Source organism: Synechococcus sp. MIT S9508, assembly GCF_047303045.1.
Lineage (GTDB): Bacteria > Cyanobacteriota > Cyanobacteriia > PCC-6307 > Cyanobiaceae > Synechococcus_C.
The window spans coordinates 413398-439139 of sequence record NZ_CP138941.1 but is presented as its reverse complement, the minus strand read 5'-3'; the positions used below and the strand labels follow the sequence as shown (position 1 = coordinate 439139).

Here is a 25742-nt window from a genome sequence, read left to right as displayed (position 1 = left end):
ATATCCTGCCGTTACTTGCTCAATTTTATTCTTCCCTGCCCCACTTTGTTTCCCAAAAACCTATATCATCTATAGTGCCTATCAATCGACTGTCTGTTAACACGACTAATTTCCGTAGTTGTTTTATTCTAGGAACTTTATTTTCTAAGTAACCTGGCACGGCTTCTTCTTCTGCCATGATTTCTATTCGTTCCATAAAGTAAGGATATTTATGAGAGTTTATCCATTGCGCTTGGCGCCTGACCCAATCTTCTCGATATGTAGGACTTCGTTTGTTGGCATCCCATTTTTCAGTGTAATCTCCTTCACCTGGATAAACGTTTTTAAAGCTGAAACCCAATGCATTCGCTGGCTCTTGGACATGCATTAAACCAGCAATTTGTTCTCTAGCTTGGTTTGAGTTCCAGCATTTGTTTTTATAACTATTTGATTCTTCGTTGATTTTGATTGGTAAAATTTTTAATTTTGCAAATTCTGAGTAGTTGACTTGTTTATTAGCATCAATACTTGTCATGCATAGCTTTTTTATTTGCGGGTTTTTGTTAAGATAAATTCTTGAGTTATAGGGACGATTTTTTTCTAGATTTTTTTGAGCCCATGCAAGACTTGTCCAGGTAAATATAAAGTAAAAAGCGAGCGCAGATGTAAAAATTTTATTGAATATCTTGTTTGTGCTTGCTTTATCTAGGCTTAAGAGTATCCCTGCTGGAAGTAAAAATAGTCGATGTGATAGACCTCTTCCTAAGCTAAAGCACACTATTGACGTTGAGACTATCAGCAATAGTGCAACCCAATGCCTATCAAATTGTTTTTTGTCATTGCTTTTCAAAATATTTATTGTCGATCTTGTTAGGGATGTCCAAAAAAGTACGACGAATGGGACAAAGATTAGTACTCCGCGACTATTATTGCTAATTGCCTCTTGAATATTGATTTGTAATGGCAATCTTAGAACCCTTTCTAGTGAAAACTGGCTAATCGCAGTTGACTCAGATGCCAACTTATAGGTATTGAAAATATTAATATATAAGTTCGGCCCAAGACCTGCTAGTAATGTCATTATTGCAGCGACAATTCCAGTCGAAATTAAACATACTGCAAAGTAATTATATATTTTTTGCATTGTGATGGGTTTCTTTGTATTTAATTTTTCAAGTATTAGATAGAGTGCTATCCAGCCAACGCTAAACAGGTATCCTGTTAAAAAAGAATTTAATTTCAGAGTAAGACCAATAGACAAACAAGCACCTATTGCAATTATCAGTGATTTGGATAACTTAAATCTACTGAATACAAATATGATTGCTGGCGCTAATCCTATTATGTAACTCACATGATCAGAAACCCATCCACCTAGAGTGGGTTTGAAAAATAAAGCAGTACCTATAATTGCAGCAAACCTTGCCTTGTTTGATGCTTCTAGTCGATAGAAAACCTCATCAATTGTTAGAGTCGCAGTTATTGCCACTATTATGCCTACAGTAGTTATTGCCAGCTCGGGACTACCTAGTAGATGCCCTATTATGCCGTTAATTGTATCTAATCCTGTCCAAACATCCATCCAAGGAGCACCATTTTCCATGTAATAACGAGCTCCGTAGATTAGATAATTGACATCCCAGTTGGGGAATAAAAACCTACCTAATAGCTCACATATTACTGTTGTTGCAGTAATAGCAGCACGCTGTTTTGTTCTTGATTTCATTGTTTAATTTCTGTTGGTAACTTTTTATATATTCCAATTATTGTCTTTCCGAAGCTGTAGTTAATTATCCTGTCGATCTTTTTTGAAATCGGAATTATTTTCGAGTCCCAGAATCTTATCTGTCTATGATTTGGTATTGCCTTTTTAAGTATTAATTTATTCGCTAATGATAGTAACAAACCCACGGAATCTATGTAGCTTACTTTGTCTAACGTTAATGTTGAGGGTGCTGCCAGTAATAGCATTTGTTTGTTATATCTCCTAAAGTGGCCCACAGCTTGATCAAAGGTTGAATATAAGTAGTTATGAGCTGGTGCAAGTATCACAATGCATCCGTCTTTGTCCAAAAACTTTGATGCATTGAGCAATTCTTCTTTGTCTTTTTCGATATGTTCTAGTACATCAATATATAGTATTGAATCAAATTTATGCTCACTTGAATTGATGCTTGAAATGCAGCCATTTATCACTCTTATATTCAATTTCGAATGGTTGTTGGCATATTCATTTTTCAGGTCAGTGCATAGCATTTTGTCTGGCTCAATCAATGTAATACTTTTGGTTTTATTTGATATGTAATAGCTCATATTGCTCCCTATCCCTGCGCCAATCTCTAATATTCGTTGCCCTATATGCTCCTTGATCATTGTGCTCCAATATTTTTTCCATCTTGTTGCTTTCGCGAAAACCTCTAACTCTGATCCAGGGTACTGATACGCAATATGTCCCAAAACTGCTTAAAGTGCTGTACCATTATTGCATATGACCACTGGAAATTCATTGCTGAATGAGAAAGCGTCTTACAATAATTACGCCTTCGTACGAAGACCAAATATCTCTCAAGGAACTGTTCTTGGGTTTAAACCAGGCACTTCATCTCATCGGAAATAATGTTGACGTTTCGTTGGTTTATGTTAATGATTCGCCATGGAATTACTTTCCCATCGATAATCTTGTAGATGCCGTAAAAATGTCTCTTGCTCCGTTTTCAATTTCTGAAATTATTGGACTGAATTTATCTCAAAACCTCGGTCATCAAAAGGCATTAATAACTGGATTGGCTTATGCTTACAACAAATACGCACATAACAGTCAATATATATTGATGGATTGTGATGGAGAGGATCGTCCCATAGATGTTCCACGTCTTTATGATTCAATAAATAATCTTACCCCCACTTCATTTGCTGTAGTTGCTTCCCGAAAGAGACGTCATGAAGATCGTGTATTTAAGCTTGGTTATTTTCTATATAAAATTTTTTTCAAATTCTTATCAGGTAAAAGAATAGACTTTGGAAACTTTATGATTCTCCGTTCTACTTGTGCGTTGGCTCTTATTAAAAGTCCTGTCGCCCAAAGCCATATTGCCACCGCTCTTATACGTTCGCGTTTCCCTTTTACGTCTCTTCCAGTATCTAGGGGGTTTCGTTATTCAGGATCTTCGAAAATGGGCGGTAAGGCCAAGCTGATCACACTTGGAATTATCGCGATTGGTACATTTGCTGAAGAAGTTATCACGAGATTTCTGATTGTTAATAGTTTTGCTCTTTGCTCAATGTTTTTTGTTTCTTTGATCTTGGTGATTAATTTCTTCTTTGGAGTTTTTCCTCCTATACCTGGATGGACTTCATCGATTCTTGTCTTTTTACTGGGCATCTCTTTGTTGTTAGGCCTTCAACTGCTTAATGCTATTTTTAGTCTTAGTGTTTTGCGAAATCTAGACGGAGTTACTGGATTTGATATGGTGAATGATTACATTGAATCGGTTGAAATTAAGCAGTTGCGTTAAAGTTGATTTTTGTTTTATTTATTTTGTGCTAGCCAAATTGGTGGTCATGTTATTTTTAATATCTTGTTTGCCGTTGGCTCGCGATACTCACGCTAGATTGTATTTTAGTATACAGTAGATCGCACGTATTCCATCTTTCCATCCTATCTTTTTGCCTTCAGCATACGTTCTGCCGTAATACGATATTCCAACTTCGTATATTCTAAGATTTTTTTTCGATATTTTTGCTGTAATTTCCGGCTCAAAACCAAATCTGTCTTCTTGTATTCTTATTGATTGAATTATTTCTGTTTTGAATGCTTTGTAACATGTTTCCATATCGGTTAGGTTTAAGTCAGTAAATATATTGCTTAGCAGGGTCAGAATCCCATTTCCTATCCTGTGCCAAAAATACACTACTCTGTGTGGCCGTCCGCTTTGGAAGCGACTGCCAAAAACAACATCTGCTTTGCCTTGAATTATGGGATCTATCACTAACGAATACTCACGTGGGTCATATTCCAAATCAGCATCCTGAACGATGCATATATCCCCTGTGGCAGATTGAAATCCTGTTCTTAGGGCCGCTCCTTTACCTCGGTTTTCCTTGTGAAAAATGACTTTAATATCCTGTTGATCGCTTATTGACTTGAGAACATCTCTAGTTCCATCATTTGAGCCATCGTCTACGACTATAATTTCTTTTTCAGAGAGTGGAGATTTGTTCACTGCTTCTAAAAGCTCTTTGATTGTATTCTTTTCGTTGTAGCAAGGGATGATTATACTAAGTATTGCCATCAGTGAAGATCCAGTTTTTTTGAATTATATATGACGCGCAGGCTAACGGAGCTATCATGATAATTCCCCCTAGGCTTTCTTTGACGCCTTTCTCTACTAGTAATGCTATGCCAAGCCAATTGATGAGCCAGGCTCCGGCAAGCCATATGTAGTAACGTGATATTTTTTTAATATCATTACCTCCAGAGAAATTGAAGACTAGTCTTCCATACAAAATATACCCAAAGCATCCGTTGCAGACTTGGCTTATCATTGTAGCCATGCCTATAGATGTTGCCTGGGTTATTAATAAGCTTTGAAGGACTAGGTTTGTGATGAACACATTTGTAATACCACTTAAGAAGAATCTTCTCTTCCTCCCTTTTCCTGATTTTGGATTCAAAAAATGAGGAGGAACATATCTTCCTCCTCCGTGTTTTGACGATGTTGGAGCTTGTTTGAACGTCAACCGAGTAGTGACTTTGACTTGGCTACTACGTTCTCAACGGTGAAGCCGAACTTCTCCATGCATGTGCCGCCAGGCGCGGACGCGCCGAAACGGTTCATTGTGACGCTGTCGCCATCAAGGCCGATGAAACGGTGCCAGCCAAAGGATTCGGCGGCTTCCACGACGATTCGCTTGCGAACAGAGCTGGGAAGAACTTCTTCTTTGTAGGCATCACTTTGCTCGTCAAACAGTTCGACGCAGGGCATGGAGACCACGCGAACTTTTTTGCCCTCGGCGCTGAGCTGTTTGGAGGCTTGCACGCAGAGGTCAAGCTCGGTGCCGGTACCGATCAGGATCAGATCGGGCGTCCCATCGCAGTCTTCGAGGATGTAACCACCCAGTGCCACTTTCTCAATCGATGAATTGGCTTGATTTGCCATGCCTTGCCGACTGAGGCAGAGCGCACTGGGACGGTGACGGTTGCCGATCGCCAGTTTGTAAGCGCCGCTTGTTTCGTTGCCATCGCCGGGTCGGAACACCAGCAGGCCTGGCATCGCTCTCAATGAAGGGATGGTCTCGATTGGCTGGTGGGTGGGTCCGTCTTCTCCAACGCCAATGGAATCGTGGGTGAGCACGTAGATCACACCCAGCTCACTCAGTGCCGAGAGGCGCATCGAGCCGCGCATGTAGTCGGCGAAGACGAGGAAAGTTCCGCCGTAGGGGATCAAACCACTGTTGTGATAGGCGATGCCGTTGAGTACAGCTGCCATGGCGTGTTCTCTAACGCCAAAGTGCAGATAACGCTTCTCAGGGGTCTCTGGCTGGTAGGAACCTGTTTCGCCTTTGATGTCGGTGTAGTTGGAGTGGGTGAGGTCGGCAGATCCACCAATCAGTTCAGGAAGATTGGGACCCAATGCACCCAGACATATCTGGGAATGTTTACGGGTGGCAAGACCTTTGTCGTCCGCTGTGTAAGTGGGCAGATCCTTGTCCCAACCTTGAGGGAGTTCGCCGCGCAGCATGCGCTCAAACTCTGCTGATTCTGTCGGGTATTTGGAGCGGTAAGTCGCCAGGGTTTGATTCCACTCCGCCTCCAGGCTCGCGCCGCGATCGATGGCCTGACGGAACTGGTCGTACGCGTCCTGAGGCACTTCAAATGGACCGTAGTTCCAGTCCAGTTGCTTGCGGGTCAGTTCCGTTTCTTCATCACCCAGTGGAGCGCCGTGTACCCCAGCGGTGTCGCTCTTGTTGGGTGAGCCGAAACCGATTGTCGTTGTGATCTTGATGATCGAGGGCTTGTCGGTGACAGCCTTGGCAGCTTCAATGGCCTTGGAGATGGCATCCACATCGGTGTTGCCATCAGCCACGTGCTGCACGTGCCAGCCGTAAGCCTCATACCGCTTGAGCACGTCCTCGGTAAAGGAAACGTTCGTGCGGCCATCGATGGTGATGTGGTTGTCGTCGTAGAGGGCAATGAGCTTGCCCAGCTTCAGGTGGCCAGCTAAGGACGCTGCTTCGGAGGACACACCCTCCTGATTGCAGCCGTCACCCATGATCACGTAGGTGAAGTGATCAACAACAGTGGCGTCGGGCTTGTTGAACTTTGCAGCAAGGTGAGATTCGGCGATGGCCAGACCCACAGCGTTGGAAATGCCTGCACCTAAGGGGCCTGTGGTTACCTCGATACCGGGTGTTTCGAAGGTTTCAGGGTGTCCAGGCGTCTTCGATCCCCATTGTCGGAACTGTTTGATGTCATCGATCGAAACCGAGTCGTAGCCCGTGAGGTGCAGCAGTGCGTAAAGCAACATGCAGCCGTGACCGGCAGATAGCACAAAGCGATCTCGGTTGAACCACTTGGGGTTCTTCGGGTTGTGCTGCAGGAACTTGTCCCAGAGCGTATACCCCATTGGGGCGCAACCCATGGGCAGACCTGGGTGGCCGCTCTTGGACTTGTTGATCGCATCAACGGCCAGCATGCGGATGCTGTTGATGCAGAGGGTGTCGAGAGATGCGGGCGCGGCGACCATGGCGTGAGATTCGAGAAGCAGTAAGGAGTTGGATCAGTCTGAAACAGCATTGTCAGAGTCACCGGAGGTGAACCTGACTTCAGGGGTTCAGTTCATGCGCTGGAAGGCAAGGCAGACGTTGTGGCCGCCGAAACCGAACGAGTTGGATAACACTGTTGTCAGTGTGTGCTCGCGGGCGGCGTTAGGCACCACATCCAGATCACAGTCGGGATCGGGATTGATGTAGTTGATGGTGGGGGGAACAACATTGTGTTGCAGAGCAAGCACGCAGGCCACGGCTTCGATGCCGCCAGAGCCACCCAAGAGATGTCCTGTCATCGATTTGGTCGAACTCACAGGAATTTTCTGGGCGCGTTGGCCGAGAGCACTCTTGATGGCTGCGGTTTCGTTGCTGTCGTTTGCTGGGGTGCTGGTGCCGTGAGCATTGACGTAGTCGATCCTCTCGGCACTCAGACCTCCGTCCTCCAAAGCGAGGCGCATGGCGGCTGCTCCGCCGACACCGCCGGGTGTTGGTGAGGTGATGTGGTGTGCATCACAGGTGGTTCCGTAGCCAACGATTTCGGCCAGGATCGTGGCGCCGCGGGCCCTGGCGTGACTGAGGGTTTCAAGCACCAACACGCCTGATCCTTCACCAATCACAAAGCCGTCGCGTTCTTTGTCGAACGGTCGGCTGGCAGTGGCTGGATCATCGTTACGAAACGACAGTGCCTTGGCACTAGCGAAGCCGGCCACTCCCAGGGGAGTAATGGCGGACTCTGCGCCACCACAGATCATGGCGTCGGCTTTGCCCATTTGCAGCAGACGGAAGGCATCGCCGATGGCATTGGAACCCGCTGCACAGGCCGTGGCGACAGCTGAGCTTGGCCCTTTGGCTCCGAGGGCGATCGCTGCCAGGCCCGTGGCCATGTTGGGGATCATCATTGGCACCGTGAAGGGGCTCACTCGCCCCGGTCCCTTGCCCTCGAGCACATGGGCTTGGGTTTCCATCGTGAGCAGCCCGCCCACGCCGGAGCCAATGCTGACGCCGATCCGCTCCGCGTTGGTTTCGGAGATCTCCAGCCCTGCATGGGCAAGAGCCTGTTTGGCTGCGACAACACCGAACTTGCAGTATCGATCCCAGCGCTTCGCTTCCTTGGGCTCAAGGAAACCAGTTGGATCGAAGTCTTTCACTTCCGCGGCAAATCGACAGGCATGCCGAGAGGCATCAAACAATGAAATTGATGCCACCCCATTGCTGCCGGAGGTGAGACCGGACCAATAGTCGGCAACGCTGTTGCCGATCGGTGTCACCGCGCCGAGGCCGGTGACCACGACGCGTTGGAGACCCTCCACCATGCTGCCGATCCTCAGGCCTGCTTGTCTTCGATGTACTTGACTGCGTCGCCGACGGTGGCAATGCCTTCAGCGGCTTCGTCTGGGATTTCGATGTCAAAGGCTTCTTCCAGTGCCATCACCAGCTCGACGGTGTCTAGTGAGTCGGCACCAAGATCGTTCTGAAAATTCGATTCGGGCTTGACTTCGCCGGCATCGACGCTGAGCTGCTCAGCCACGATCGAACGGACTTTTTCGAGGATCGCTTCCTGGGACATGGCCGTGAAGACGGGACGCCGCATCTTACGGGCTTGCCTGAGTCTTTCCAATTTTGGGCTTGGAGAACCACCTGGCGTTAACAACGGTGACGGCCGAGAGCGCGCTCGGCCTCAGTGTCCCCAAGGCCCGTTACTTTGATACCAAGTCACCTGTTCTCAGAGGGATTCATGTCCCACGCCGTCAAGATCTACGACACCTGCATCGGCTGCACTCAGTGTGTTCGTGCCTGTCCTCTGGATGTTCTCGAAATGGTGCCTTGGGATGGCTGTAAGGCTGGCCAGATCGCATCCTCTCCACGCACGGAAGATTGTGTTGGTTGCAAGCGTTGTGAAACCGCATGCCCAACAGATTTCCTCAGCATCCGCGTCTATCTCGGTGATGAGACCACCCGAAGCATGGGTCTGGCGTATTGATCGTCAAAGTCGTTTTTTAGCTCAGTTACTCATAAGCTCGGCCTGGCATCGCCGGGCTTTTTTGTATGTGCGGAATAGTCGCGGTGATTGGCTCCCGAGAGGCAGCACCTCTCCTGCTTGAAGGGCTCCGGCAGCTGGAATATCGCGGATATGACTCCGCTGGTATCGCCACGATTGAAATGTCGGCGAACGATGCGACTGCCAAGTTGCACTGCATTCGAGCCAAGGGCAAGCTCGTCAATCTCACCGCAAGGGTGGATCAGGAGGGTGCACCCGGTTTCTGTGGTATTGGCCATACCCGCTGGGCGACGCACGGCAAGCCGGAGGTCCACAACGCTCATCCCCATTGCGATGGTGCTGGTGATGTGGCCGTGGTGCAGAACGGCATCATCGAAAACCATCGGGCCCTGCGTGAAGAGCTCACGAGCGGAGGAGTCAGCTTCCGCTCAGACACCGACACCGAGGTGATTCCGCATTTGGTCTCCGCGGAGCTGCAGCAACAGTGTGCCGCTGGCCAGCCTGCTGATGGCAACACGCTGTTGCGGGCCGTACAGGCCGTGTTGCCAAGGCTTCAAGGTGCTTATGCCTTGGCGGTGTTGTGGGCAAATGTTCCCGGTGCTCTGGTGGTGGCTCGCAAGGCGGCACCCTTGCTGATTGGTTTGGGGGAGGGCGAATTCATCTGTGCCAGCGATACGCCTGCATTGGCTGGCTTCACCCGCACCGTCTTGCCGATGGAGGACGGTGAGGTGGCCTTGCTTAGCCCGCTTGGCATTGAGCTCTACAACGATGTCGGTGAGCGTCAGCAGCGCAGCCCGACGCTGCTCAGCGGCCAGGAGCATGTGGCCGACAAGCGCCAGTTCCGCCACTTCATGCTCAAGGAGATTCATGAGCAGCCTGAGACCGCACGCTTGTGGGTTGAAAGGCACTTGCCGTTGCATTTGCAGGCTGCCAATCCCGTAGCTCTGCCCTTTGATGAAGGCTTTTACGCCGACATCGAGCGTCTCCAGATCCTGGCATGTGGGACGAGTCGCCACGCGGCGCTAGTGGGAGCCCATCTTCTGGAGCAGTTTGCGGGCGTTCCAGCCAGCGTGCATTACGCCAGTGAATTCCGCTATGCCCCTCCACCGTTGGCTGCCAACACGCTCACCATCGGCGTAACCCAATCCGGTGAAACGGCAGACACCCTGGCCGCTCTGGCCATGGATGCTGAACGGCGGCGTGTCCATGACGATCCTGCCTTCGCTCCACGTCAGTTGGGCGTGACCAACCGGGTGGAAAGCTCTCTGGCTCGTCAGGTGCCTTACATCCTTGACGTTGGTGCCGGCATCGAAGTGGGGGTTGCAGCCACTAAGACCTTCCTTGGCCAGCTTTTAGCGTTTTATGCCCTGTCCCTGGCCTTTGCGGCGCGGCGCAGCACCCGCAGCGAAGCTGAGATCGCTGCCCTGGTGAATGAGCTGCGCGGTTTGCCTGACCAGCTCAGTTCGCTTGTGGCCCAGCATGACCAGCTTTCTGAGGCGATGGCCCACCGTTTTGCTGAAACCCAGGATGTGATCTTCCTAGGGCGTGGCATCAACTACCCGATCGCATTGGAAGGGGCTCTGAAACTCAAAGAAATCAGTTATATCCATGCAGAGGGTTACCCCGCAGGTGAGATGAAACATGGCCCAATTGCCTTGCTCGACACGAATGTGCCGGTGATCTCGATTGCCGTACCAGGCTCGGTGTTCGAAAAAGTGCTCAGTAATGCCCAGGAGGCCAAGGCCCGCGATGCTCAGTTAATCGGTGTTGCCCCCATCTGCGCAGACACGGAATTGTTTGATGAACTGCTACCGGTGCCTGAGGTGAGCGAATGGATCAGCCCTTTGCTCACGGTGGTGCCGATGCAATTGCTCAGCTATCACATTGCTGCTCACCGCGGCTTGGATGTCGATCAGCCCCGCAACTTGGCTAAGAGCGTCACTGTCGAGTGATTGCAGCTCGAGCGGCTGCTTCTACATTGCTGCGCCCATAAACATCGTCGAAGCGCACGATGTCGTCTTCACCCAAATAGGCCCCACTCTGGACCTCAATCAGCTCAACCGGTATCCGGCCGGGATTGGTGAGTCGATGCTTGCAGCCCATGGGGATGTAGGTGCTTTGGTTTTCACCGATCATCTGCGACTCGCCGTCTCGCTCAACGACGGCAGTGCCCTTCACCACAATCCAGTGCTCGGCGCGGTGGTGATGCATCTGCAGGGAAAGGCTGGCGCCTGGCTTCACTGAAATGCGCTTCACCTGCCAGCGGCTGTCTTCTACGACGCCTGTGTAGTGGCCCCAAGGACGATAAATCTTGCGGTGCGCTTTGCCTTCAGGGCTGCCATCAGCTTCCAGTTGCTTCACGATCGTTTTCACATTCTGTGCCTGATTGCGGTCAGCAATCAGTACCGCATCGTCGGTTTCGACCACGACAAGATTCTCCACACCGAGTCCCACCACCAGGCGGTGTTCGCTGCGCAGGTAGCAGTTGCGGCTTCCCTCACTGATCACTTTCCCACGCAGCACGTTGCCGTCCTCATCGCGGTCGGCGGTTTCCCAGAGGGCACTCCAGCTGCCGACATCACTCCAGCCTGCAGCTAAGGGAATCACTGAACCGAGCTGGGTCTGCTCCATCACAGCCACATCAATGGCCACGTTGGGACACTTGGCGAAGGCTTCGCGCTCCAGTCGCAGGAAGTCGAGATCTGCCACATCCTGCTCTAGGGCGGCCCTGCAGCAGCTCACCACTTCCGGCGCCAGGCGTTCGAGTTCCGAGAGCATGGCGCTTGCCCTGAACAGAAACATGCCGCTGTTCCAGGTGAAGCATCCACTGGCCAGGAATTGTTCTGCGGTGGCCTGGTCTGGCTTTTCTACAAAGCGTGCGATCGGCACCGGCGTGAGGCTGCTCTTTTGGAGGGATTCGGCAGCCTCGATGTAGCCGTAGCCGGTTTCCGGAGCGGTGGGCACGATGCCGAAGGTCACCAGACGCCCTGCCTCGGCTGTACTGCGGCCGGCTTCGATGGCGCTGCGGAAGTGTGCGGCATCGCGAATCACGTGGTCAGCAGAGAGCACCAACAAAAGTGGATCTTCGCCGTCGGCTGTCGCTTGCAGGGCGGCAACCGCCACTGCTGGAGCTGTGTTGCGCCCCATTGGTTCGAGCAGGATGGCGCCAGGTTGAATGCCGATTTGGCGCATCTGTTCGGCCACGATGAAACGGTGGTCGTCGTTGCAGATCAGCAAAGGATCACCCAGTGCTTCGATGCCTTCTAGACGTTGCTGGGTCTGCTGCAGCAGGGTTTCATCGCCATTGCCGCCGAGTGCCCAGTACTGCTTCGGATAACTCGCTCGGGAGAGAGGCCAAAGGCGCGTTCCTGTGCCACCACAGAGGATCACCGGAATCAGAGAGGTGGTCACAGCACACGCTCGGTGTTTGGCGCCATTGTTGCGCAGCTTTTTTGTTGCTGTCACCCGGTAGGCATCACAGGTCCAGCAGTCCCGGCGGTGGGGTGATCAGTAGCCAGCCTTCTGTTTGATGCACCTCTGGAACGATCTGCTCCACAAAGGGAATCAGCAACTTGCGTCCATCCGGCCGGGTGATTTGCAGCAGGTCGTTGCCTCCGTTGATTAGATCGCTCACGGTGCCGACCACAGCGTTGTCGTTTGCATTGAGACGGGCCTCCAGGCCTACAAGGTCGAGCAGGTGGAACTCTCCCTCCTGAAGCTCGGGTCGATCTGTGGAGCTCACGAGAAGCTTCTGACCCACCAGAGCTTCAGCAGCGCTTCGGCTGTCGACCCCCTTGAAACGCACGACGAACAGACTCCTGCCCGGGAGTTGGCGACCGCTGATCAGCATCATTTCCTGTGGAGTTGCGCCTTTGTGCCGAAGCCAACGAGGCCCTGGCTTTGTGAAACGTTCGGGGAAATCACTGGCTGGGTTCACGCGTAGCTCGCCGTTTAAGCCCTGTGCAGCCACAACCGTGCCAACGGCCAGCCAGCCCTCGTCGGTTGATGCAGTCTGGAAATCGGAGTCTGAGGCCACGGATGACAGCTCTGGAGGCGTTTGTCGATAATGCCTCCACGACTTCCCCTTGATTGCATGGCTTCCGCCGGTCAGATCCTGCCTGGTGCAACGTTGATGGTGGTGGATGAGCTCTCTATCTAAGAAAGATCATTTTGGCTTTGTGCCGTAAATTTACGTATTTTGAGTTATTTATAAAGACACAAGGATGCGACAAGAAAGAATCTTTTTCTGCTAGAAATTTCCTCCAAATATTCTGCTATTGTGTTTTATTTAAATCAATCAATGCGGCCTGCGGGCAAGAATTGCATGTTAATGATGTAATCAATTGCGCCTATTTGTCTTTCGCGGCGACTATCATAACTGTTTCACTGTCAGTTAATTTTATAATGACCCTAGCCTTTCTCCATCGTAGCCAGATTTTTTTCGAACAGTTTTACACCAATCTTGATGGCTGAGATACCAGCGAACCGTTGCTTCTAATCCTTCGCTGATGTTATGGCGTGGTGACCATCCTAGTTCTGTGCTGATGCGGGTCGGGTCAATGGCGTATCGACGATCATGCCCCGGTCGATCTGTGACGCGTTGAATGAGTTCAAGGTGGGAGTATTCAGTGCTCTGAAGTTGATCCAGTTGTCTACAAATGGTTTCGACAATGTCGCGATTTGTTTTTTCTCCATGGCCACCTACGCAGTAGCTACGACCATTCATTCCTTTGCATGCCGCCAGCAGGAGTGCATCCACATGATCTTCAACGAATAGCCAGTCGCGAACATTCAATCCATCGCCATAGAGCGGTATGTCGTCTCCTTTTGATGCTTTGAGGATCACGACCGGGATCAGTTTCTCTGGGAATTGCCAAGGTCCGTAATTGTTTGAGCAGTTGGTGAGAACGACCGGCAAGTTGTAGGTGTAATGCCATGCCTGAACCAGATGGTCGCTGGCTGCTTTGCTGGCGGAGTAGGGGCTCCGCGGGTCGTAGGGCGTTATTTCAGAAAATCGTCCCTCGGCTCCAAGGGAGCCGAACACTTCGTCGGTGCTGATGTGGTGCAATCGGAAGTCATCCTTGCGATGCCCATCGAGTTTTTCGTAGTGCTCTCGGGTGGCCTGCAGAAGGTTGAATGTACCGAGCACGTTGCTCTCTATAAAAACCCCTGGCCCAGAAATGGAACGATCCACATGGCTTTCTGCAGCCAAGTGCATGACCAGGTCAGGATCTGCTGTACGGACGGCTTGTCGGACCGTCTCGGCATCTGATAGGTCAACCTTGAGGAGTTGATGCCGCTGCGCCCTCCCTGTGTCTAGGGAAGTCAAGGTGCGTGTGATCGACGTGAGATCACTGGCGTATCCCATTTTGTCGAGATTGAACACAATCGCATCGCTCTCGCTCAGGAGCCGCCTGACGACCGCACCGCCGATGAACCCAGCTCCGCCCGTCACGAGAATGCGTTTACGTCGTCCGAGGAGATCGGCGGCGGTGGGCATCGAGGTGGACATGAACCGTTTCGAGAAGGAGGGGGCGAAGGAACTGGTATTGGGCAATCAAGCGGATCAATGAGTTGCTCTTGCTTGTTGAGCGTTTGACCACAAAACGGTTTTGAGGGCTTTTCGCCAGTGCTCTCCGTTGAGCTGTAGTGCTTTGCGTGTCCCGCTGCAATCCAGCAGTGAGTAGCTCGGCCGTGTAGCCGGTGTTGGATAGTCGCTGGTCTGGATTGGATGCACCAGCGCGGGAGTGTTGAGCAGGCCGAGTTCTTCCCCCAGTTCGCCTACAGCCACCGATAGGTCATACCAGCTGGCGGCGCCTGCATCAGACCAGTGCATCACCGTAGGTAGGTTGCCTTGAGAGGCCAATTTGATGATTTGCCAGCAGGCGCTTGCCAGGTTGATTGTGCTGCTTGGGCAGCCAAGTTGATCGCTCACTACTCCGAAGGTTTCGCGTTCACGGTGTAGTCGAAGCATTGTGAGGGCAAAATTGTTCCCAACTGGACTCATCATCCAACTGGTGCGAAGGATGTGGGCGCGAGCCTCGTCCTTAAAAACGCGCAGGATTGCATCTTCACCATCTGCTTTTGATGCGCCGTATACGTTAAGTGGAGTTTTGGTTTGATCAGGCTGATAAGGCCACCCTTGAGCTCCGTTAAAAACAAAATCGGTACTGATTTGGAGGAGCCTCCCTCCGATCGCTTTAAGGGCTACTGCGAAGGCCTCGGGAGCTTCCGCATTGACGGCGTTGGCGAGCTCTGGTTCCGATTCCGCTTGGTCCACAGCGGTGTAAGCCCCGGCATTGAGTACCCAGTCGGGACTGTGTTCCTGCACAACGGCTTGGCAGGCATTCGCATCGGCAAGATCGAGGGCGATTCGACCATCCCCGCCGTTTCGACACGTGGCAATGAGTGAGATTTCAGCCGGGGTTGATGCCTGTAGGGCCTGGCCTAGTTGTCCCGCTGCACCTGTGAGCAAGACCTTCATGAGAAGACATCTCCCGTCGTCGTTGCTGCTTGAAGACCTGGGGCTACAGCGTCTTTGCCGGACAGACTGAGACCTGCACCCTCGAGCCGTTCCAACGGCCAGGCAATTGCAAGATCAGAGTCGCTCCACAGAATGGCCCGTTCGCAGGCCTTGTTCCAGAAGCCTCGAGCCTTGTATTGCACCTCTGCACTTTTGCTCACGGTGAGGAAGCCATGGGCGAACCCTTCAGGAACCCAAAGCTGGGCCTTGTTCTCCGCATTGAGTTCGGCTCCAACCCATTGACCAAAGGTTGGGGAGCTCTGACGCAGGTCAACAGCCACATCAAAAATGGCACCCGTGCTGGCTCGGACAAGTTTGGCCTGAGGTTCTGGTGCCAGTTGGTAGTGCAGTCCCCTCAATACGCCTTGGGTTGAGCGCGAGTGGTTGTCCTGGGTAAAGACCACGCTTTCGCCAACGGCGTCATTGAAGATGCGCTGGTTCCAAGTTTCAAAAAACCAACCTCGGTCGTCGCTAAAAATCGTTGGCGTGATCAGTAAGGGACCTTCAACTGTTGCCCCCCCTGGGCTGTGCAGCTGTTCAACCTGCATGACTCACCCCAAGGCTGCTTTGCAGAGTGGCATGGTCGCTAACGCTTTCTTCCAGCATTTGCAGCAGATACGTTCCATAGCCACTCTTTTTCAGCGGAAGGGCGAGTGCTTCGAGGGAGCTGTTGCTAATCCAGCCCTGGCGCCAGGCCACTTCCTCTGGACAGCCGACTTTGAGCCCTTGACGGTGCTCGAGGGTGCGGATGTAGCTCCCTGCATCATTTAAAGAGTCGCACGTCCCTGTATCCAGCCATGCCATGCCACGGCTCATGAGCTCCACGCGCAGTAACCCGTCGTCCAAATACATCTGATTGAGATCGGTGATTTCTAGTTCTCCGCGGGGGGAGGGTTTCACTCTTTTGGCGCGCTCCACCACGCTGGAGTCGTAGAAGTACAGACCCGTCACGGCATACCGGCTTTTGGGCTTGGCGGGCTTTTCTTCAAGGCTGAGAACCTTTCCATCCGAATCGAACTCAGCGACGCCATAGCGTTCTGGATCGCTCACCGGGTAGGCGAACACCGTGGCCCCTTCACTGTGTTGATCACTGCTGACCAGTTGTGGGACGAGGTCATGACCATGGAACAGGTTGTCGCCTAGAACGAGTGCTGTAGCTGATCCATTGAGGAAGTCAGCACCGATCAGAAAGGCATGGGCCAGTCCATCAGGACTGGGCTGAACGGCATATTGAATGTCCATACCCCACCGCGATCCATCGCCGAGCAGCCGCTCAAAGGCAGGTTGATCGTGGGGGTTCGTGATGATCAAGACTTCACGAATTCCCGCCAGCATCAGCGTGCTGAGCGGGTAATAGATCATCGGCTTGTCGTAGACCGGCAGCAGCTGCTTGCTCACGGCTTGGGTGATTGGGTGCAGGCGAGTGCCGCTTCCTCCAGCCAAGACAATGCCCCGTCTTTTGTTTTCTGCGGAAACCATCTGATCGGCGATGACTGGAAGAGTCGTTGTTTTCTAAGACTCGCAAAGTAAACTCACCACCTCTTTTTTGTTCAGTGAAATCAAGCCTGATCGATGGACCGTCGCAACGGCTGGATCAAATGGGTTTGGGGTTTCTGACCAACTATCCAGACGTTTGTCGATAATGACTCGACGACTGACCTGCGATTTCATGGCTTCCGCTGCTCCGATTCTGCCCGGTGCCACGGTGACGGTGGTGGATCAGCGTTCCATCTACAACGGTTACACCGGTTTCGTGCAGCGCATCAGTGGGGATCGAGCCGCCGTGTTGTTTGAAGGTGGTAACTGGGACAAGCTCGTCACCTTGCGCATCAAAGATCTCAGCGCCGACTAGCGCCGATGCAGGTCGCTTTGCGCCAGCGGCTCCGGCGAGTCGTTCTTGATTCCGATACCCGTTCAGGGAGGGTCTACAACCTAGTGATTTTCGGCACGATCCTGCTGAGCGTGGCAGGACTGCTGGTTGAACCGCACCCGATGCGCGTGGCAATGCCCGGGGAAATTCCAGCCTGGGTGGGCACGCTTGAACACTTCTGCCTGCTGGTGTTCATGGCGGATTACCTGCTGCATCTGTGGGTCTCGCCGAAGCCATTGGCCTATGCGCGCAGCTTTTACGGGCTGATTGATCTTTCAGCCGTTCTGTTTTTTTTCGTGCCACAGATCCGTAGTGGCCTGGTGCTGTGGGTCTTCAAGTTCGCCCGCGTGTTGCGTGTGTTCAAGCTGCTGCGCTTTCTGGATGAGGCGCAGATGCTGGGCCGTGCACTGCGCGCCAGTGCTCGCCGCATCGGCGTGTTTCTGTTTTTTGTGGTGATGGCGCAGGTGGTGTTGGGTTATCTGATGGTGGTGATCGAGAGCGGTCATCCCGATACCCAGTTCCAGACCGTTGGTCAGGGCGTGTACTGGGCCATCGTGACCATGACCACGGTGGGCTACGGCGATTTCGTGCCCCAGACAGTGCTTGGACGCTTGCTGGCGGCGGTGGTGATGTTGCTGGGTTTCGGGATCATCGCCATCCCCACTGGCATCGTCACGGTGGAATCGATTCAGCAGGCCCGGCAAGACAGGCGTGTCTGCAGCAGCTGCGGTCATCGCGACCATCGCCGCGAGGCCAGCCATTGCGATCATTGCGGTGCTGAGCTGAAGGGCTCCGCTCAACTGCCAGTCAGCTGATCTAAGGCGGCGCGGGCGGCCTGTTGTTCGGCGTCACGCCGTGAGCGGCCCCATCCTTCAGCTGCCAGCTGCGGCGGCAGGGTCACCCTGCAGCGAAAACGGCGCGGGTCACCATGGCGTTGGCTGATTTCTTCGCAGGTGTAGGCAGGCAAGCCAAGGTCCCCACTCTGACTCCATTCCTGCAGGGCGGATTTGTAGTTGCCGCGGTGTGGGTCCGAGAGAACCGCCTCAGCGCTGCGTTGCCAGTGGGGTGTCAGCCATTGATGCACGGCTGTCAGCCCATTGATCCTGTAAACAGCTCCGATCAATGCTTCGCTGAGTTCTGCGCGGATGGTGGCTGCAGCTGTGAGGTCGCCGCTGGCTTTGGGGCCGATCTGCCACCAGCGCTCTATCTCAATCGTTGAACCCAGCTCCGCCAACCAGCGGTCGCTCACCAGTTGGGCCCTGAGGCTGGAGCGTTCGCCCACGGGCATATAGGTATACACGGAAGCGATGAATTCAGTGGCGGTGAGACGGAGTACCGCATCGCCGAGAAATTCCAGCTGCTCGTGATGAGGGTTCAAGCCACTGGAGGTGTGGGTGAGTGCCTCCTGCAACAGGGCCTTATCCCCTTGCTCGAGTTGTTTGGAGGGCTGGTTGAGCGCATCCCAGAGCTCCTCCAGTGGCCGTGGTGGTGGGCTCATGTGCTCTGAGCAGTTCCCTTAAAAGTGTGAAAGCAGGTCATAAGCCGGGTTCTGTTCTCCTTCCCGAGGGAAGGGGGTGATCATCTATCTGGGACCGTCGTCTCCGGCGGCCTCTAGCGGCTCACTCATCGGAACGGGACAGATGGCCAGTCATCGTTCCTTGGCCTTGCTCCCGGCCGGGGTTTACCTAGCCAGCACCTCTCGATGCTGCTGGTGCGCCCTTACCGCACCTTTGCACCCTTGCCTGTGCCGGCGAACCGGCCATCGGCGGTGTGTTTCTGTGGCACTCTCCTCACGGTCACCCGCACTGGGCGTTACCCAGCAAGCCTGGCCATCGGGGAGCCCGGACTTTCCTCAACCGGATCTCAGCACTGGGCTGCAATTCGGTTGCGATCACCTCTCCTGCTTTCAAACCCCATAATGACTTGTAAAGGGGCTGTAGCTCAGCTGGATAGAGCGACGGTTTCCTAAACCGTAGGTCGTGGGTTCGAGTCCCGCCAGCCCCGTATTCAGTCCTGCTTTTTGGGTTCTTGCGCGCGATTTGAGTGCCTGTTCAAGAGGTCTTGAGTTGCTTGCCCATCTGATCTTCGAGCCCTGATGCTTGTCGGGCGCTACACCTGGGTTCGCGCAAACGTCTAGCGGTAGTTAGCACTACATTTAGTGGGGTAGCCAGGCTCGACGCCCTCGCTAGCGTTGTAGTAGTGAATCCGGCTCCATGACCCAGCTTCACGATTTACGGCTTCAGCTTTTGGTGCAACAGGAAAGCGAGCGCATTGCCGACTCGCAGCCCACGGAACTCGATCTTTCTGTGGTTCAGGCGCGTTGCCTCTGTTGGTTGGCTTTGCTGGCAGAAGCGCACGACGATCAAGCAAGTGATGCGGAACGTCGTGGTGATACGGAGCAAGCTATGGGTTGGTTTGCCGATTCCATGCGCTTAAGAGATGTGATCCAAGTCGTGACCTCGATCGAAATCCCTTTGCCAGGTCTTGCTGAGGGAGATGCTGACAACCGTTTTGATGGAGGTAGCGATAGCGACGGTGGGTTTTCGTCTGAGCCGCCCCTCGCAGCCTGATCAGATGTCATGATGGTTCTCGAGTTTCGGGTTCCTAGTGCCAGAAGAACCCTGCCAATGTCCAGACTGTCAACGCTTCTACAGGGAGCATGATCGGCTGATTCGCGAGAACCCCACCCTCCGCCAGCAGCAGGAATTGAGTTGGGCAGCTCTTCAATCCTTCCGCACACTCTCTGGCCGGGTGCTGGAAGACCTGCAAAAGCAGCACGGTCCTCGCTCCAGCGATGGTCAGGTGCATGCCACTCCAGTGGGTAGCGCTGATGAGCCCACGGATGCTCTTCAGCAGGCGATGGCTGATATGGAGAACATCAACGCGCATCTTTTCTCGATAGAGGCGCTAATGGAACGCATCTTTGACGTCCGCGTTCCTGAGGATATTGAGCAAAAGTTCCGCGAATTAGCGGGCGAGCTGGCGCCTGATCCACTCAACGCTGATCGGCTGCGGTTAAACCGGCTTCTCCACCAAACTCCTGATCTGCCTGATCACAACTGAGAATCTGAACAAGACGAATCTGAAGACGACAACTTTGAAGGCCCCGGTTGTTGATCAGGGCCCGGTTGTTGTGAGAGACCTCAGTTGATGTCGCAGGTGATCTCGACAGGCATCGCTTCCACGTTCCAGATTTCCCGGCAGTAATCGCGGATGGAGCGATCTGAGGAGAAGAAACCCGTGCGAGCCACATTCAGCACACTCATCCGGTTCCAGTGCATGCGATCCGTCCAGGCGCGACTGACAGCATCCTGGGCCCGCAAATAGGCCGCGAAGTCGGCCATCACGAAGAAAGGATCGTTGCCGGTGAGATTGTCCAGCAGTGGTCTGAACAGTTCGCCGTCGCCATTGCTGAAGTGACCCATTTCAATCAGTCGGATGGCTTCCGCCAGCTCCGGAATCGCTCCGATCACTTCGCGAGGGCGGTAGCCGCTCTTTTTGAGTGCAGCGATCTCTTCCACTGTCTTGCCGAACAGGAAGAAGTTTTCTGAACCCACGCGATCGCGAATCTCCACATTGGCCCCATCGAGGGTGCCGATGGTGAGTGCCCCATTCATGGCGAATTTCATGTTGCCGGTGCCGGAGGCTTCCTTGCCAGCCGTGGAGATCTGCTCGGAGAGATCAGAGGCTGGATACACCTGCTCCCCGAGCTTCACGTTGTAGTCCGGCAGGAAGACCACCCGCAGGCGACCGTCCATATCGGGATCGGCGTTGATCGTTTCGGCGATGCCGTTGATGAAGCGGATGATCAGCTTGGCCATGTAGTAGCCAGGGGCTGCTTTGCCGCCAAAGATCACCGTGCGTGGAGCCAATCCGTCGGCCTGGCCGTTCTTGATGCGCAGGTACTGGGTAATGATCTGCAGCGCATTGAGGTGCTGGCGCTTGTATTCATGAATGCGCTTCACCTGCACATCAAAAAGGCTGGAGGGATCCACCAGAACCCCTGTGTTGCGGTGGATGTAGCTGGAGAGCTTGCGTTTAACGGAGAGCTTGGTGTCGCCCCATTGTTCGAGGAATTCATGGTCGTGCTGACGGTCTTCGAGGCAGCGAAGCCGATCCATGTCGGTGACCCATTCCGGACCCACATGTTCATCGAGCAGCGCCGAGAGCTCGGGGTTGGAGAGAGCCACCCAGCGACGGGGCGTGACGCCATTGGTCACATTGGTGAATTTTTCGGGCCATAGCGCAGCGAATTCCGGCATCAGCTGCTGTTTGACCAGGTCGGAGTGCAGAGCAGCAACGCCATTCACATGGTGTGCGCCGATGGTGGCCAGGTGGGCCATGCGCACGGCCTTGCCTCCATCTTCATCAATGATCGAAAGCTTGCGCTGGATGGAGTCGTTGCCTGGATAGCGCAGCCGCACCTGCTGCAGGAAGCGACGGTTGATCTCATAGATCAGCTCGAGGTGGCGTGGCAGAAGGCTGCTGAACAGGTCCAGATCCCATTTCTCCAGAGCTTCAGGCAGCAGGGTGTGGTTGGTGTAGGCCACCGAGCGGCTGGTGATGTCCCAGGCTCTGTCCCACTCCAGGTGGCGGTCGTCGATCAATAGACGCATCAGCTCGGCCACGGCAATGGCAGGGTGCGTGTCGTTCAGCTGAACGGTCCAGTGCAGGGGGAAGTCCTCCACAGGCAGGCCGCGGCAGTCGAGACTGCGCAGCATGTCCTGTAGCGAGCAGGACACGAAGAAGTGCTGCTGTTTCAGGCGCAGGCGACGTCCCTCATCGGTGCCGTCGTTGGGGTACAGCACCTTCGAGAGGGTTTCACTGCCCACCTTTTCTTCCACGGCGCCGTAGTAATCGCCGATGTTGAAGGCATAGAAGTCGAAGCTTTCGGTGGCATCCGCTCGCCATAGACGCAGGCGATCGCAGGTATTCACGCGGTAGCCGAGCACAGGCACATCGTGAGGCACGCCGATCGCATGTTCTGAGGGGATCCAGCGCGAGCGGTAGTTGCCTTTGTCGTCGATGTAGCTCTCCGTGCGGCCGCCGAAGCCCACGAAGCAGGCTTCATCGGGTTGTGGCAGCTCCCAGGGCCAGCCACCCTTAAGCCACTTATCGGTGACCTCCACCTGCCAACCGTCGCGGATTAGTTGGTCGAAGATGCCGAACTCATAGCGAATGCCATAGCCGGTGGCAGGAATTTCGAGGCTGGCCAGCGATTCCATGTAGCAGGCGGCAAGACGGCCGAGCCCGCCATTGCCCAGACCGGGCTCTTCCTCCACCTCAAGAATCGGCTGCAGCGATTCGATCCCGAAGCGTTTGAGCGCCTCTTCCGCTTCCTTTTGGATGCCCAGGTTGAGCAAATTGTTAGCCAGCTGCGGACCGATCAGAAACTCAGCCGAGAGATAGGCCACGGTTTTCTGGGGTCTGGCGCGGATCGCTTCCTTGCTGGCCAGAAAACGCGTCATCAAGCGATCGCGTACTGCATAGCTCAGCGCCATGTAGAGGTCATGGGGGCTGGCTGACGGTGCGAGTTTGCCGAGGGTGAAGAATAAGTGCTCGGTCATTCCATCGAACACGGAATCGGCATCGAGCCCAGCTCGTTCCGGATCCACGGAACATCCCGGAGTCGGTAATCGCAGGTCGAGGGGCTCGGAGGTGCTCATCGCTTCTCGGGAGATGCCTTGAGGTTGGCTCGGATCGCATCCTTAATGCATGAAATTCAGGGTTTCCAGTCAGACCATCTATTTGTTTCGGCGGAAGTTTTCCGACCGTTGGCGCTATGCAGCTGCACTCTCAGGATCAGTTCAGGGCGTGATGCTCCCGCTGAAGCGTCAGCTTGAGCATTGCGGAAACCCGTTTAGGGATAAGGTCCCACCGAGAGGAATCAACATTTCTGATGCTCGCTGCTGCGATGCCGCCTTTACTCATGCCGTTGCTGGCTGAGATTTCGCCTCATGATCTGGAGATGGCGGAAACCCTGATCGGGGTGGCCCGATTTGTGCTGATCTTCGTGGCGGCCCGCGTCCTTGCCGAAGTGTTGGTGCGTTTGCAGTTGCCCACGATCCTTGGTGAGCTGCTGGCCGGTGTGCTGATCGGTGCTTCAGGACTGCATCTGCTGGTGCCGCCGGAAACCCAGGTGGAGCTCAGTCAAGGGTTGGTGGGGTTGGTCAGCGGGCTGGTCAATGTCCCCCCGGAAGTGGTTCCGGAGATCTACAGCGAGAGTTTTCCCTCGCTTGAGTCGGTGGCTGAGCTGGGTCTCTATGCCCTGTTGTTTCTCACCGGCCTGGAAAGTGAGCTGGAGGAACTGATTGCTGTCGGCGCACAGGCCTTCACTGTTGCCGTCGCTGGTGTGGTGCTGCCCTTCGCTTTTGGCACCTGGGGTCTGATGGCGATTTTTCACGTGGATGCGATTCCGGCGATTTTTGCCGGTGCGTCCATGACGGCCACCAGCATCGGCATTACCGCCAGCGTGTTTGGTGAGCTGGGATACCTCAAAACCCGTGAAGGTCAGATCGTGATCGGCGCTGCCGTTCTCGATGACATCCTCGGCATCGTGATTCTGGCCATCGTGGTGGCCTTGGCTGGCGGGGGCTCCCTGGAGATCGGCCCGATCGTGAAGCTGGTCGCTGCTGCTGCCGTGTTCGTTGTGGCGGCTATTGGCCTTAGCCGTACGGCGGCGCCCGCCTTTGACTGGTTGATCGACAAGCTGAAGGCCCCTGGGGAAGTGCTGGTGGCCTCCTTTGTGATCCTGGCCATCAGTTGTTTCGCGGCGACGGCGATCGGTTTGGAGGCTGCTCTGGGCGCCTTCGCTGCCGGTCTGATTCTCAGCAGCTCCAAGCACAACCGTGCCATTCAGGAGGCGGTTCTGCCGATCGTGACGCTTTTCGCCACGGTGTTTTTCGTGCTGGTCGGCGCGGGGATGGATCTCTCTGTGATCAATCCATCCGATCCCTCCAGCAAGACGGCGCTGATCGTTGCAGGCTTTCTGCTGGTGGTGTCGATCATCGGCAAGATTGCCTCAGGCTGGGCCTTTGTCAGCAAGCAACCCACCCGGCGCCTGGTCGTGGGCCTGGGGATGATGCCCCGCGGTGAAGTCGGCCTGATCTTCTTGGGTCTTGGCACCAGCGCCAAGCTGCTGTCTCCGTCTCTCGAGGCGGCCATCCTGTTGATGGTGATCGGCACAACCTTCCTCGCTCCTGTGCTTCTGCGTCTGGTGATCGGCGACGACAAGCCAGATGACGACGACAAGGTTGATGAGGAGGTGGCCGCAGATCCTGTGGGTCTGCTCTGAGCCTCAGTCCTTCCGCGCCAGGGACAGAAACAGACTCCAGCCAATAGTGATTAGCGCCAAGCTTGATGCCCAGCCCGGACCCAGAGCCCAACCCAGCAGCAGTTGAACCACCACGCCAACGGTGAGGGCCAGCAGCAAGCTGCTGATCACCAATGCGGCCTGACGCCATGGGGCGCTGAGGGGACCGCTTTCGAGGCTCGCTTCAAAGCGGCTGAGTGGTGCACTCAGTGGCAGATAGACGGCAATGGCCCAGAACAGGCCACCGCTGAGTGTGCTGCTTTGCAGAAGCAAGCCTGTGGTCTGATCGAGCATCGCGGCGATATCGGCCTGTCAGGTCGATGGCGAAAAAGGATGCTTAGCATCCCTACCTCAAGCAAAGGACGCGGTGAGAGAGGCCCAGCAGCCCTGGTGGCAGTTCCAAGGTCATGCCGTGCATGGTCTCTGTGTTGGGCCTGATCCAGAGTCGGGTCATCTCGAGCGGCCTGCTGTGTTGCTTGTGCATGGTTTTGGGGCTTCCACCGATCACTGGCGCCACAACATCCCAGTGCTGGCAAGCACCCACGAGGTTCATGCCATTGATCTGCTCGGTTTTGGTCGCAGTGCCAAGCCTGAAGGTCTGGCCTATGGCGGTGCTCTCTGGCGTGATCAGTTGGTGGCCTATGTACGCGAACGCATTGGCCGGCCCACGGTGATCGCAGGCAATTCACTGGGTGGATTCGCTGCTCTTGCCGCTGGGGCTGAGTTAGGGGATGAAGCGGCCGGCGTTGTCTTGCTGAACGCTGCTGGCCCTTTCAGCGATGAGCAGTCGGCGAAACCCAAAGGCTGGTGGCCGAGTGCACGGCGCTCGATCAGCACAGCATTGCTGAAGAATCCTGTCCTGCAGCGGTTGTTGTTTGAGAACCTCAGGCGACCCGCCACGATTCGCCGCACCCTCAATCAGGTGTACATCGATAAGACCAACGTTGATGACTGGTTGATCGAGGCCATTCGCCGCCCCTCTCTCGATGCCGGTGCTTTCGGAGTGTTCCGCACGGTGTTCGATATCCCCCGCGGACAGCCGTTGGATGAGTTATTCGCTTGTCTGAAGTCGCCTTTGCTTTTGCTCTGGGGCATCCGCGATCCCTGGATCAATGCTGCAGGTCGTCGGGCCAGCTTCCAGCGCCATGCGCCTGAGGCCACCACTGAGGTTGTGCTTGAAGCCGGTCACTGTCCGCATGATGAGGTCCCTGATCAGGTCAATGCGGCATTGCTGGAGTGGTTGTCGAATCTTGCTGGTGAAAACAAGCAGGATCTGCAGCCTTCCCGGTAG

The 25742-nt window shown here is 54.0% G+C and carries 25 protein-coding genes, 1 tRNA gene and 1 other RNA gene; 10 read left to right on the top strand and 17 right to left on the bottom strand.

The genetic code is table 11. From position 1 onward, the window contains the following. Nucleotides 1-25: 25 nt before the first annotated feature. Entirely contained in the window at nt 26-1705 is a 1680-nt protein-coding gene (locus SIB42_RS02265; protein ID WP_156485136.1) for a hypothetical protein, read from the bottom strand. Continuing rightward, on the bottom strand, nt 1702-2352 hold the full coding sequence (locus SIB42_RS02260) for a class I SAM-dependent methyltransferase (RefSeq protein WP_082824994.1): 651 nt from the start codon (nt 2350-2352) through the stop codon (nt 1702-1704). Before SIB42_RS02260 ends, SIB42_RS02265 begins: the two co-directional genes overlap by 4 nt. A 140-nt stretch (nt 2353-2492) precedes the next feature. On the opposite strand from SIB42_RS02260, the gene SIB42_RS02255 reads away from it, so the two are divergent. Next, nucleotides 2493-3494 (top strand): glycosyltransferase, encoded by a 1002-nt coding sequence (locus tag SIB42_RS02255; RefSeq protein WP_074160713.1) that lies wholly within the window; start codon nt 2493-2495, stop codon nt 3492-3494. Between the two features lie 87 nt (nt 3495-3581). On the opposite strand, the gene SIB42_RS02250 is transcribed toward SIB42_RS02255, so the two are convergent. From SIB42_RS02250 to acpP, 5 genes are all read right to left on the bottom strand, one after another. Next, nucleotides 3582-4271, bottom strand: a complete 690-nt coding sequence (locus tag SIB42_RS02250) for a glycosyltransferase family 2 protein (protein ID WP_067093305.1) — start codon at nt 4269-4271, stop codon at nt 3582-3584. Further along, a complete protein-coding gene (locus SIB42_RS02245; protein ID WP_082824993.1) occupies nt 4258-4719 on the bottom strand; it encodes a GtrA family protein in 462 nt (153 codons plus the stop codon). Before SIB42_RS02245 ends, SIB42_RS02250 begins: the two co-directional genes overlap by 14 nt. Further along, nucleotides 4716-6725, bottom strand: a complete 2010-nt coding sequence (tkt, locus tag SIB42_RS02240) for a transketolase (RefSeq protein ID WP_067093303.1) — start codon at nt 6723-6725, stop codon at nt 4716-4718. The genes SIB42_RS02245 and tkt overlap by 4 nt, the downstream gene beginning before the upstream one ends. An 87-nt stretch (nt 6726-6812) precedes the next feature. Further along, complete coding sequence (gene fabF / locus SIB42_RS02235) at nt 6813-8060, bottom strand: beta-ketoacyl-ACP synthase II (protein WP_067093302.1); 1248 nt, start codon at nt 8058-8060, stop codon at nt 6813-6815. 11 nt (nt 8061-8071) lie between these two features. Further along, nucleotides 8072-8314 carry an acyl carrier protein gene (acpP, locus tag SIB42_RS02230; RefSeq protein ID WP_066910276.1) on the bottom strand — a complete coding sequence of 81 codons (243 nt, stop codon included), beginning with the start codon at nt 8312-8314 and terminating at the stop codon, nt 8072-8074. Between the two features lie 168 nt (nt 8315-8482). On the opposite strand from acpP, the gene psaC reads away from it, so the two are divergent. Both psaC and glmS read left to right on the top strand, forming a co-directional pair. Next, nucleotides 8483-8728 carry a photosystem I iron-sulfur center protein PsaC gene (psaC, locus tag SIB42_RS02225; RefSeq protein ID WP_006850103.1) on the top strand — a complete coding sequence of 82 codons (246 nt, stop codon included), beginning with the start codon at nt 8483-8485 and terminating at the stop codon, nt 8726-8728. A 65-nt stretch (nt 8729-8793) separates the two neighbouring features. Beyond that, a complete protein-coding gene (glmS, locus tag SIB42_RS02220; protein ID WP_067093301.1) occupies nt 8794-10698 on the top strand; it encodes a glutamine--fructose-6-phosphate transaminase (isomerizing) in 1905 nt (634 codons plus the stop codon). On the opposite strand, the gene SIB42_RS02215 is transcribed toward glmS, so the two are convergent. The 6 genes from SIB42_RS02215 to rfbA form a co-directional block, all read right to left on the bottom strand. Further along, entirely contained in the window at nt 10685-12157 is a 1473-nt protein-coding gene (locus SIB42_RS02215; RefSeq protein ID WP_067093363.1) for a mannose-1-phosphate guanylyltransferase/mannose-6-phosphate isomerase, read from the bottom strand. The genes glmS and SIB42_RS02215 overlap by 14 nt on opposite strands. 64 nt (nt 12158-12221) lie before the next feature. Continuing rightward, nucleotides 12222-12791, bottom strand: coding sequence for a ribosome maturation factor RimM (gene rimM / locus SIB42_RS02210; RefSeq protein ID WP_067093300.1), 570 nt, complete (start codon nt 12789-12791; stop codon nt 12222-12224). Nucleotides 12792-13145: 354 nt separating this feature from the next. Further along, nucleotides 13146-14258: a dTDP-glucose 4,6-dehydratase gene (gene rfbB, locus SIB42_RS02205; RefSeq protein ID WP_067093299.1), complete on the bottom strand. Its 1113-nt coding sequence runs from the start codon at nt 14256-14258 to the stop codon at nt 13146-13148. 54 nt (nt 14259-14312) lie between these two features. Next, nucleotides 14313-15230 carry a dTDP-4-dehydrorhamnose reductase gene (gene rfbD, locus SIB42_RS02200; protein ID WP_067093298.1) on the bottom strand — a complete coding sequence of 306 codons (918 nt, stop codon included), beginning with the start codon at nt 15228-15230 and terminating at the stop codon, nt 14313-14315. Next, the gene (gene rfbC / locus SIB42_RS02195) at nt 15227-15817 is read right to left on the bottom strand and encodes a dTDP-4-dehydrorhamnose 3,5-epimerase (protein ID WP_067093297.1); all 591 of its coding nucleotides are present in this window, start codon (nt 15815-15817) and stop codon (nt 15227-15229) included. Before rfbC ends, rfbD begins: the two co-directional genes overlap by 4 nt. Continuing rightward, nucleotides 15807-16748 (bottom strand): glucose-1-phosphate thymidylyltransferase RfbA, encoded by a 942-nt coding sequence (gene rfbA, locus SIB42_RS02190; protein ID WP_067093296.1) that lies wholly within the window; start codon nt 16746-16748, stop codon nt 15807-15809. Before rfbA ends, rfbC begins: the two co-directional genes overlap by 11 nt. Nucleotides 16749-16938: 190 nt before the next feature. On the opposite strand from rfbA, the gene SIB42_RS02185 reads away from it, so the two are divergent. Continuing rightward, nucleotides 16939-17121, top strand: a complete 183-nt coding sequence (locus tag SIB42_RS02185) for an NAD(P)H dehydrogenase subunit NdhS (RefSeq protein ID WP_067093362.1) — start codon at nt 16939-16941, stop codon at nt 17119-17121. A gap of 5 nt (nt 17122-17126) precedes the next feature. Then, nucleotides 17127-17954: an ion transporter gene (locus SIB42_RS02180; protein WP_067093295.1), complete on the top strand. Its 828-nt coding sequence runs from the start codon at nt 17127-17129 to the stop codon at nt 17952-17954. Here the strand turns inward: SIB42_RS02180 and rnc are convergent. Together rnc and rnpB are read right to left on the bottom strand one after the other, a co-directional pair. After that, nucleotides 17936-18637: a ribonuclease III gene (gene rnc, locus SIB42_RS02175; RefSeq protein WP_067093294.1), complete on the bottom strand. Its 702-nt coding sequence runs from the start codon at nt 18635-18637 to the stop codon at nt 17936-17938. The two genes, SIB42_RS02180 and rnc, sit on opposite strands and share 19 nt — an antisense overlap. A gap of 24 nt (nt 18638-18661) precedes the next feature. After that, nucleotides 18662-19047, bottom strand: an RNA gene (rnpB, locus tag SIB42_RS02170) — RNase P RNA component class A. Nucleotides 19048-19069: 22 nt separating this feature from the next. Between rnpB and SIB42_RS02165 the strand changes: the two genes are divergently transcribed. From SIB42_RS02165 to SIB42_RS02155, 3 genes are all read left to right on the top strand, one after another. Then, nucleotides 19070-19143: transfer RNA gene (locus SIB42_RS02165), tRNA-Arg, on the top strand. Between the two features lie 209 nt (nt 19144-19352). Further along, nucleotides 19353-19709: a hypothetical protein gene (locus SIB42_RS02160; RefSeq protein WP_067093293.1), complete on the top strand. Its 357-nt coding sequence runs from the start codon at nt 19353-19355 to the stop codon at nt 19707-19709. 37 nt (nt 19710-19746) lie between these two features. Further along, nucleotides 19747-20202, top strand: a complete 456-nt coding sequence (locus SIB42_RS02155) for a hypothetical protein (protein WP_067093292.1) — start codon at nt 19747-19749, stop codon at nt 20200-20202. A gap of 80 nt (nt 20203-20282) precedes the next feature. Here SIB42_RS02155 and SIB42_RS02150 read toward each other — a convergent pair whose 3' ends face one another. After that, nucleotides 20283-22805 (bottom strand): glycogen/starch/alpha-glucan phosphorylase, encoded by a 2523-nt coding sequence (locus SIB42_RS02150; RefSeq protein WP_067093291.1) that lies wholly within the window; start codon nt 22803-22805, stop codon nt 20283-20285. Between the two features lie 233 nt (nt 22806-23038). Here SIB42_RS02150 and SIB42_RS02145 point away from each other — a divergent pair, with 233 nt between their 5' ends. After that, nucleotides 23039-24433, top strand: a complete 1395-nt coding sequence (locus SIB42_RS02145) for a cation:proton antiporter (protein WP_197459857.1) — start codon at nt 23039-23041, stop codon at nt 24431-24433. 3 nt (nt 24434-24436) lie between these two features. Here the strand turns inward: SIB42_RS02145 and SIB42_RS02140 are convergent, their stop codons facing one another. After that, nucleotides 24437-24745 carry a hypothetical protein gene (locus tag SIB42_RS02140; RefSeq protein ID WP_067093290.1) on the bottom strand — a complete coding sequence of 103 codons (309 nt, stop codon included), beginning with the start codon at nt 24743-24745 and terminating at the stop codon, nt 24437-24439. A 73-nt stretch (nt 24746-24818) separates the two neighbouring features. Between SIB42_RS02140 and SIB42_RS02135 the strand changes: the two genes are divergently transcribed. Next, nucleotides 24819-25742, top strand: coding sequence for an alpha/beta fold hydrolase (locus SIB42_RS02135; protein ID WP_067093289.1), 924 nt, complete (start codon nt 24819-24821; stop codon nt 25740-25742).

Excerpts from the sequence above, each read along its gene's own strand:
- SIB42_RS02265 (WP_156485136.1), bottom strand. The coding sequence starts at position 1,705 with ATGAAATCAAGAACAAAACAGCGTGCTGCTATTACTGCAACAACAGTA.
- SIB42_RS02260 (WP_082824994.1), bottom strand. The coding sequence starts at position 2,352 with ATGATCAAGGAGCATATAGGGCAACGAATATTAGAGATTGGCGCAGGG.
- SIB42_RS02255 (WP_074160713.1), top strand. The coding sequence starts at position 2,493 with ATGAGAAAGCGTCTTACAATAATTACGCCTTCGTACGAAGACCAAATA.
- SIB42_RS02250 (WP_067093305.1), bottom strand. The coding sequence starts at position 4,271 with ATGGCAATACTTAGTATAATCATCCCTTGCTACAACGAAAAGAATACA.
- tkt (WP_067093303.1), bottom strand. The coding sequence starts at position 6,725 with ATGGTCGCCGCGCCCGCATCTCTCGACACCCTCTGCATCAACAGCATC.
- fabF (WP_067093302.1), bottom strand. The coding sequence starts at position 8,060 with ATGGTGGAGGGTCTCCAACGCGTCGTGGTCACCGGCCTCGGCGCGGTG.
- acpP (WP_066910276.1), bottom strand. The coding sequence starts at position 8,314 with ATGTCCCAGGAAGCGATCCTCGAAAAAGTCCGTTCGATCGTGGCTGAG.
- psaC (WP_006850103.1), top strand. The coding sequence starts at position 8,483 with ATGTCCCACGCCGTCAAGATCTACGACACCTGCATCGGCTGCACTCAG.
- glmS (WP_067093301.1), top strand. The coding sequence starts at position 8,794 with ATGTGCGGAATAGTCGCGGTGATTGGCTCCCGAGAGGCAGCACCTCTC.
- rfbB (WP_067093299.1), bottom strand. The coding sequence starts at position 14,258 with ATGTCCACCTCGATGCCCACCGCCGCCGATCTCCTCGGACGACGTAAA.
- rfbD (WP_067093298.1), bottom strand. The coding sequence starts at position 15,230 with ATGAAGGTCTTGCTCACAGGTGCAGCGGGACAACTAGGCCAGGCCCTA.
- rfbC (WP_067093297.1), bottom strand. The coding sequence starts at position 15,817 with ATGCAGGTTGAACAGCTGCACAGCCCAGGGGGGGCAACAGTTGAAGGT.
- rfbA (WP_067093296.1), bottom strand. The coding sequence starts at position 16,748 with ATGGTTTCCGCAGAAAACAAAAGACGGGGCATTGTCTTGGCTGGAGGA.
- SIB42_RS02185 (WP_067093362.1), top strand. The coding sequence starts at position 16,939 with ATGGCTTCCGCTGCTCCGATTCTGCCCGGTGCCACGGTGACGGTGGTG.
- SIB42_RS02180 (WP_067093295.1), top strand. The coding sequence starts at position 17,127 with ATGCAGGTCGCTTTGCGCCAGCGGCTCCGGCGAGTCGTTCTTGATTCC.
- rnc (WP_067093294.1), bottom strand. The coding sequence starts at position 18,637 with ATGAGCCCACCACCACGGCCACTGGAGGAGCTCTGGGATGCGCTCAAC.
- SIB42_RS02160 (WP_067093293.1), top strand. The coding sequence starts at position 19,353 with ATGACCCAGCTTCACGATTTACGGCTTCAGCTTTTGGTGCAACAGGAA.
- SIB42_RS02150 (WP_067093291.1), bottom strand. The coding sequence starts at position 22,805 with ATGAGCACCTCCGAGCCCCTCGACCTGCGATTACCGACTCCGGGATGT.
- SIB42_RS02145 (WP_197459857.1), top strand. The coding sequence starts at position 23,039 with ATGCTCGCTGCTGCGATGCCGCCTTTACTCATGCCGTTGCTGGCTGAG.
- SIB42_RS02140 (WP_067093290.1), bottom strand. The coding sequence starts at position 24,745 with ATGCTCGATCAGACCACAGGCTTGCTTCTGCAAAGCAGCACACTCAGC.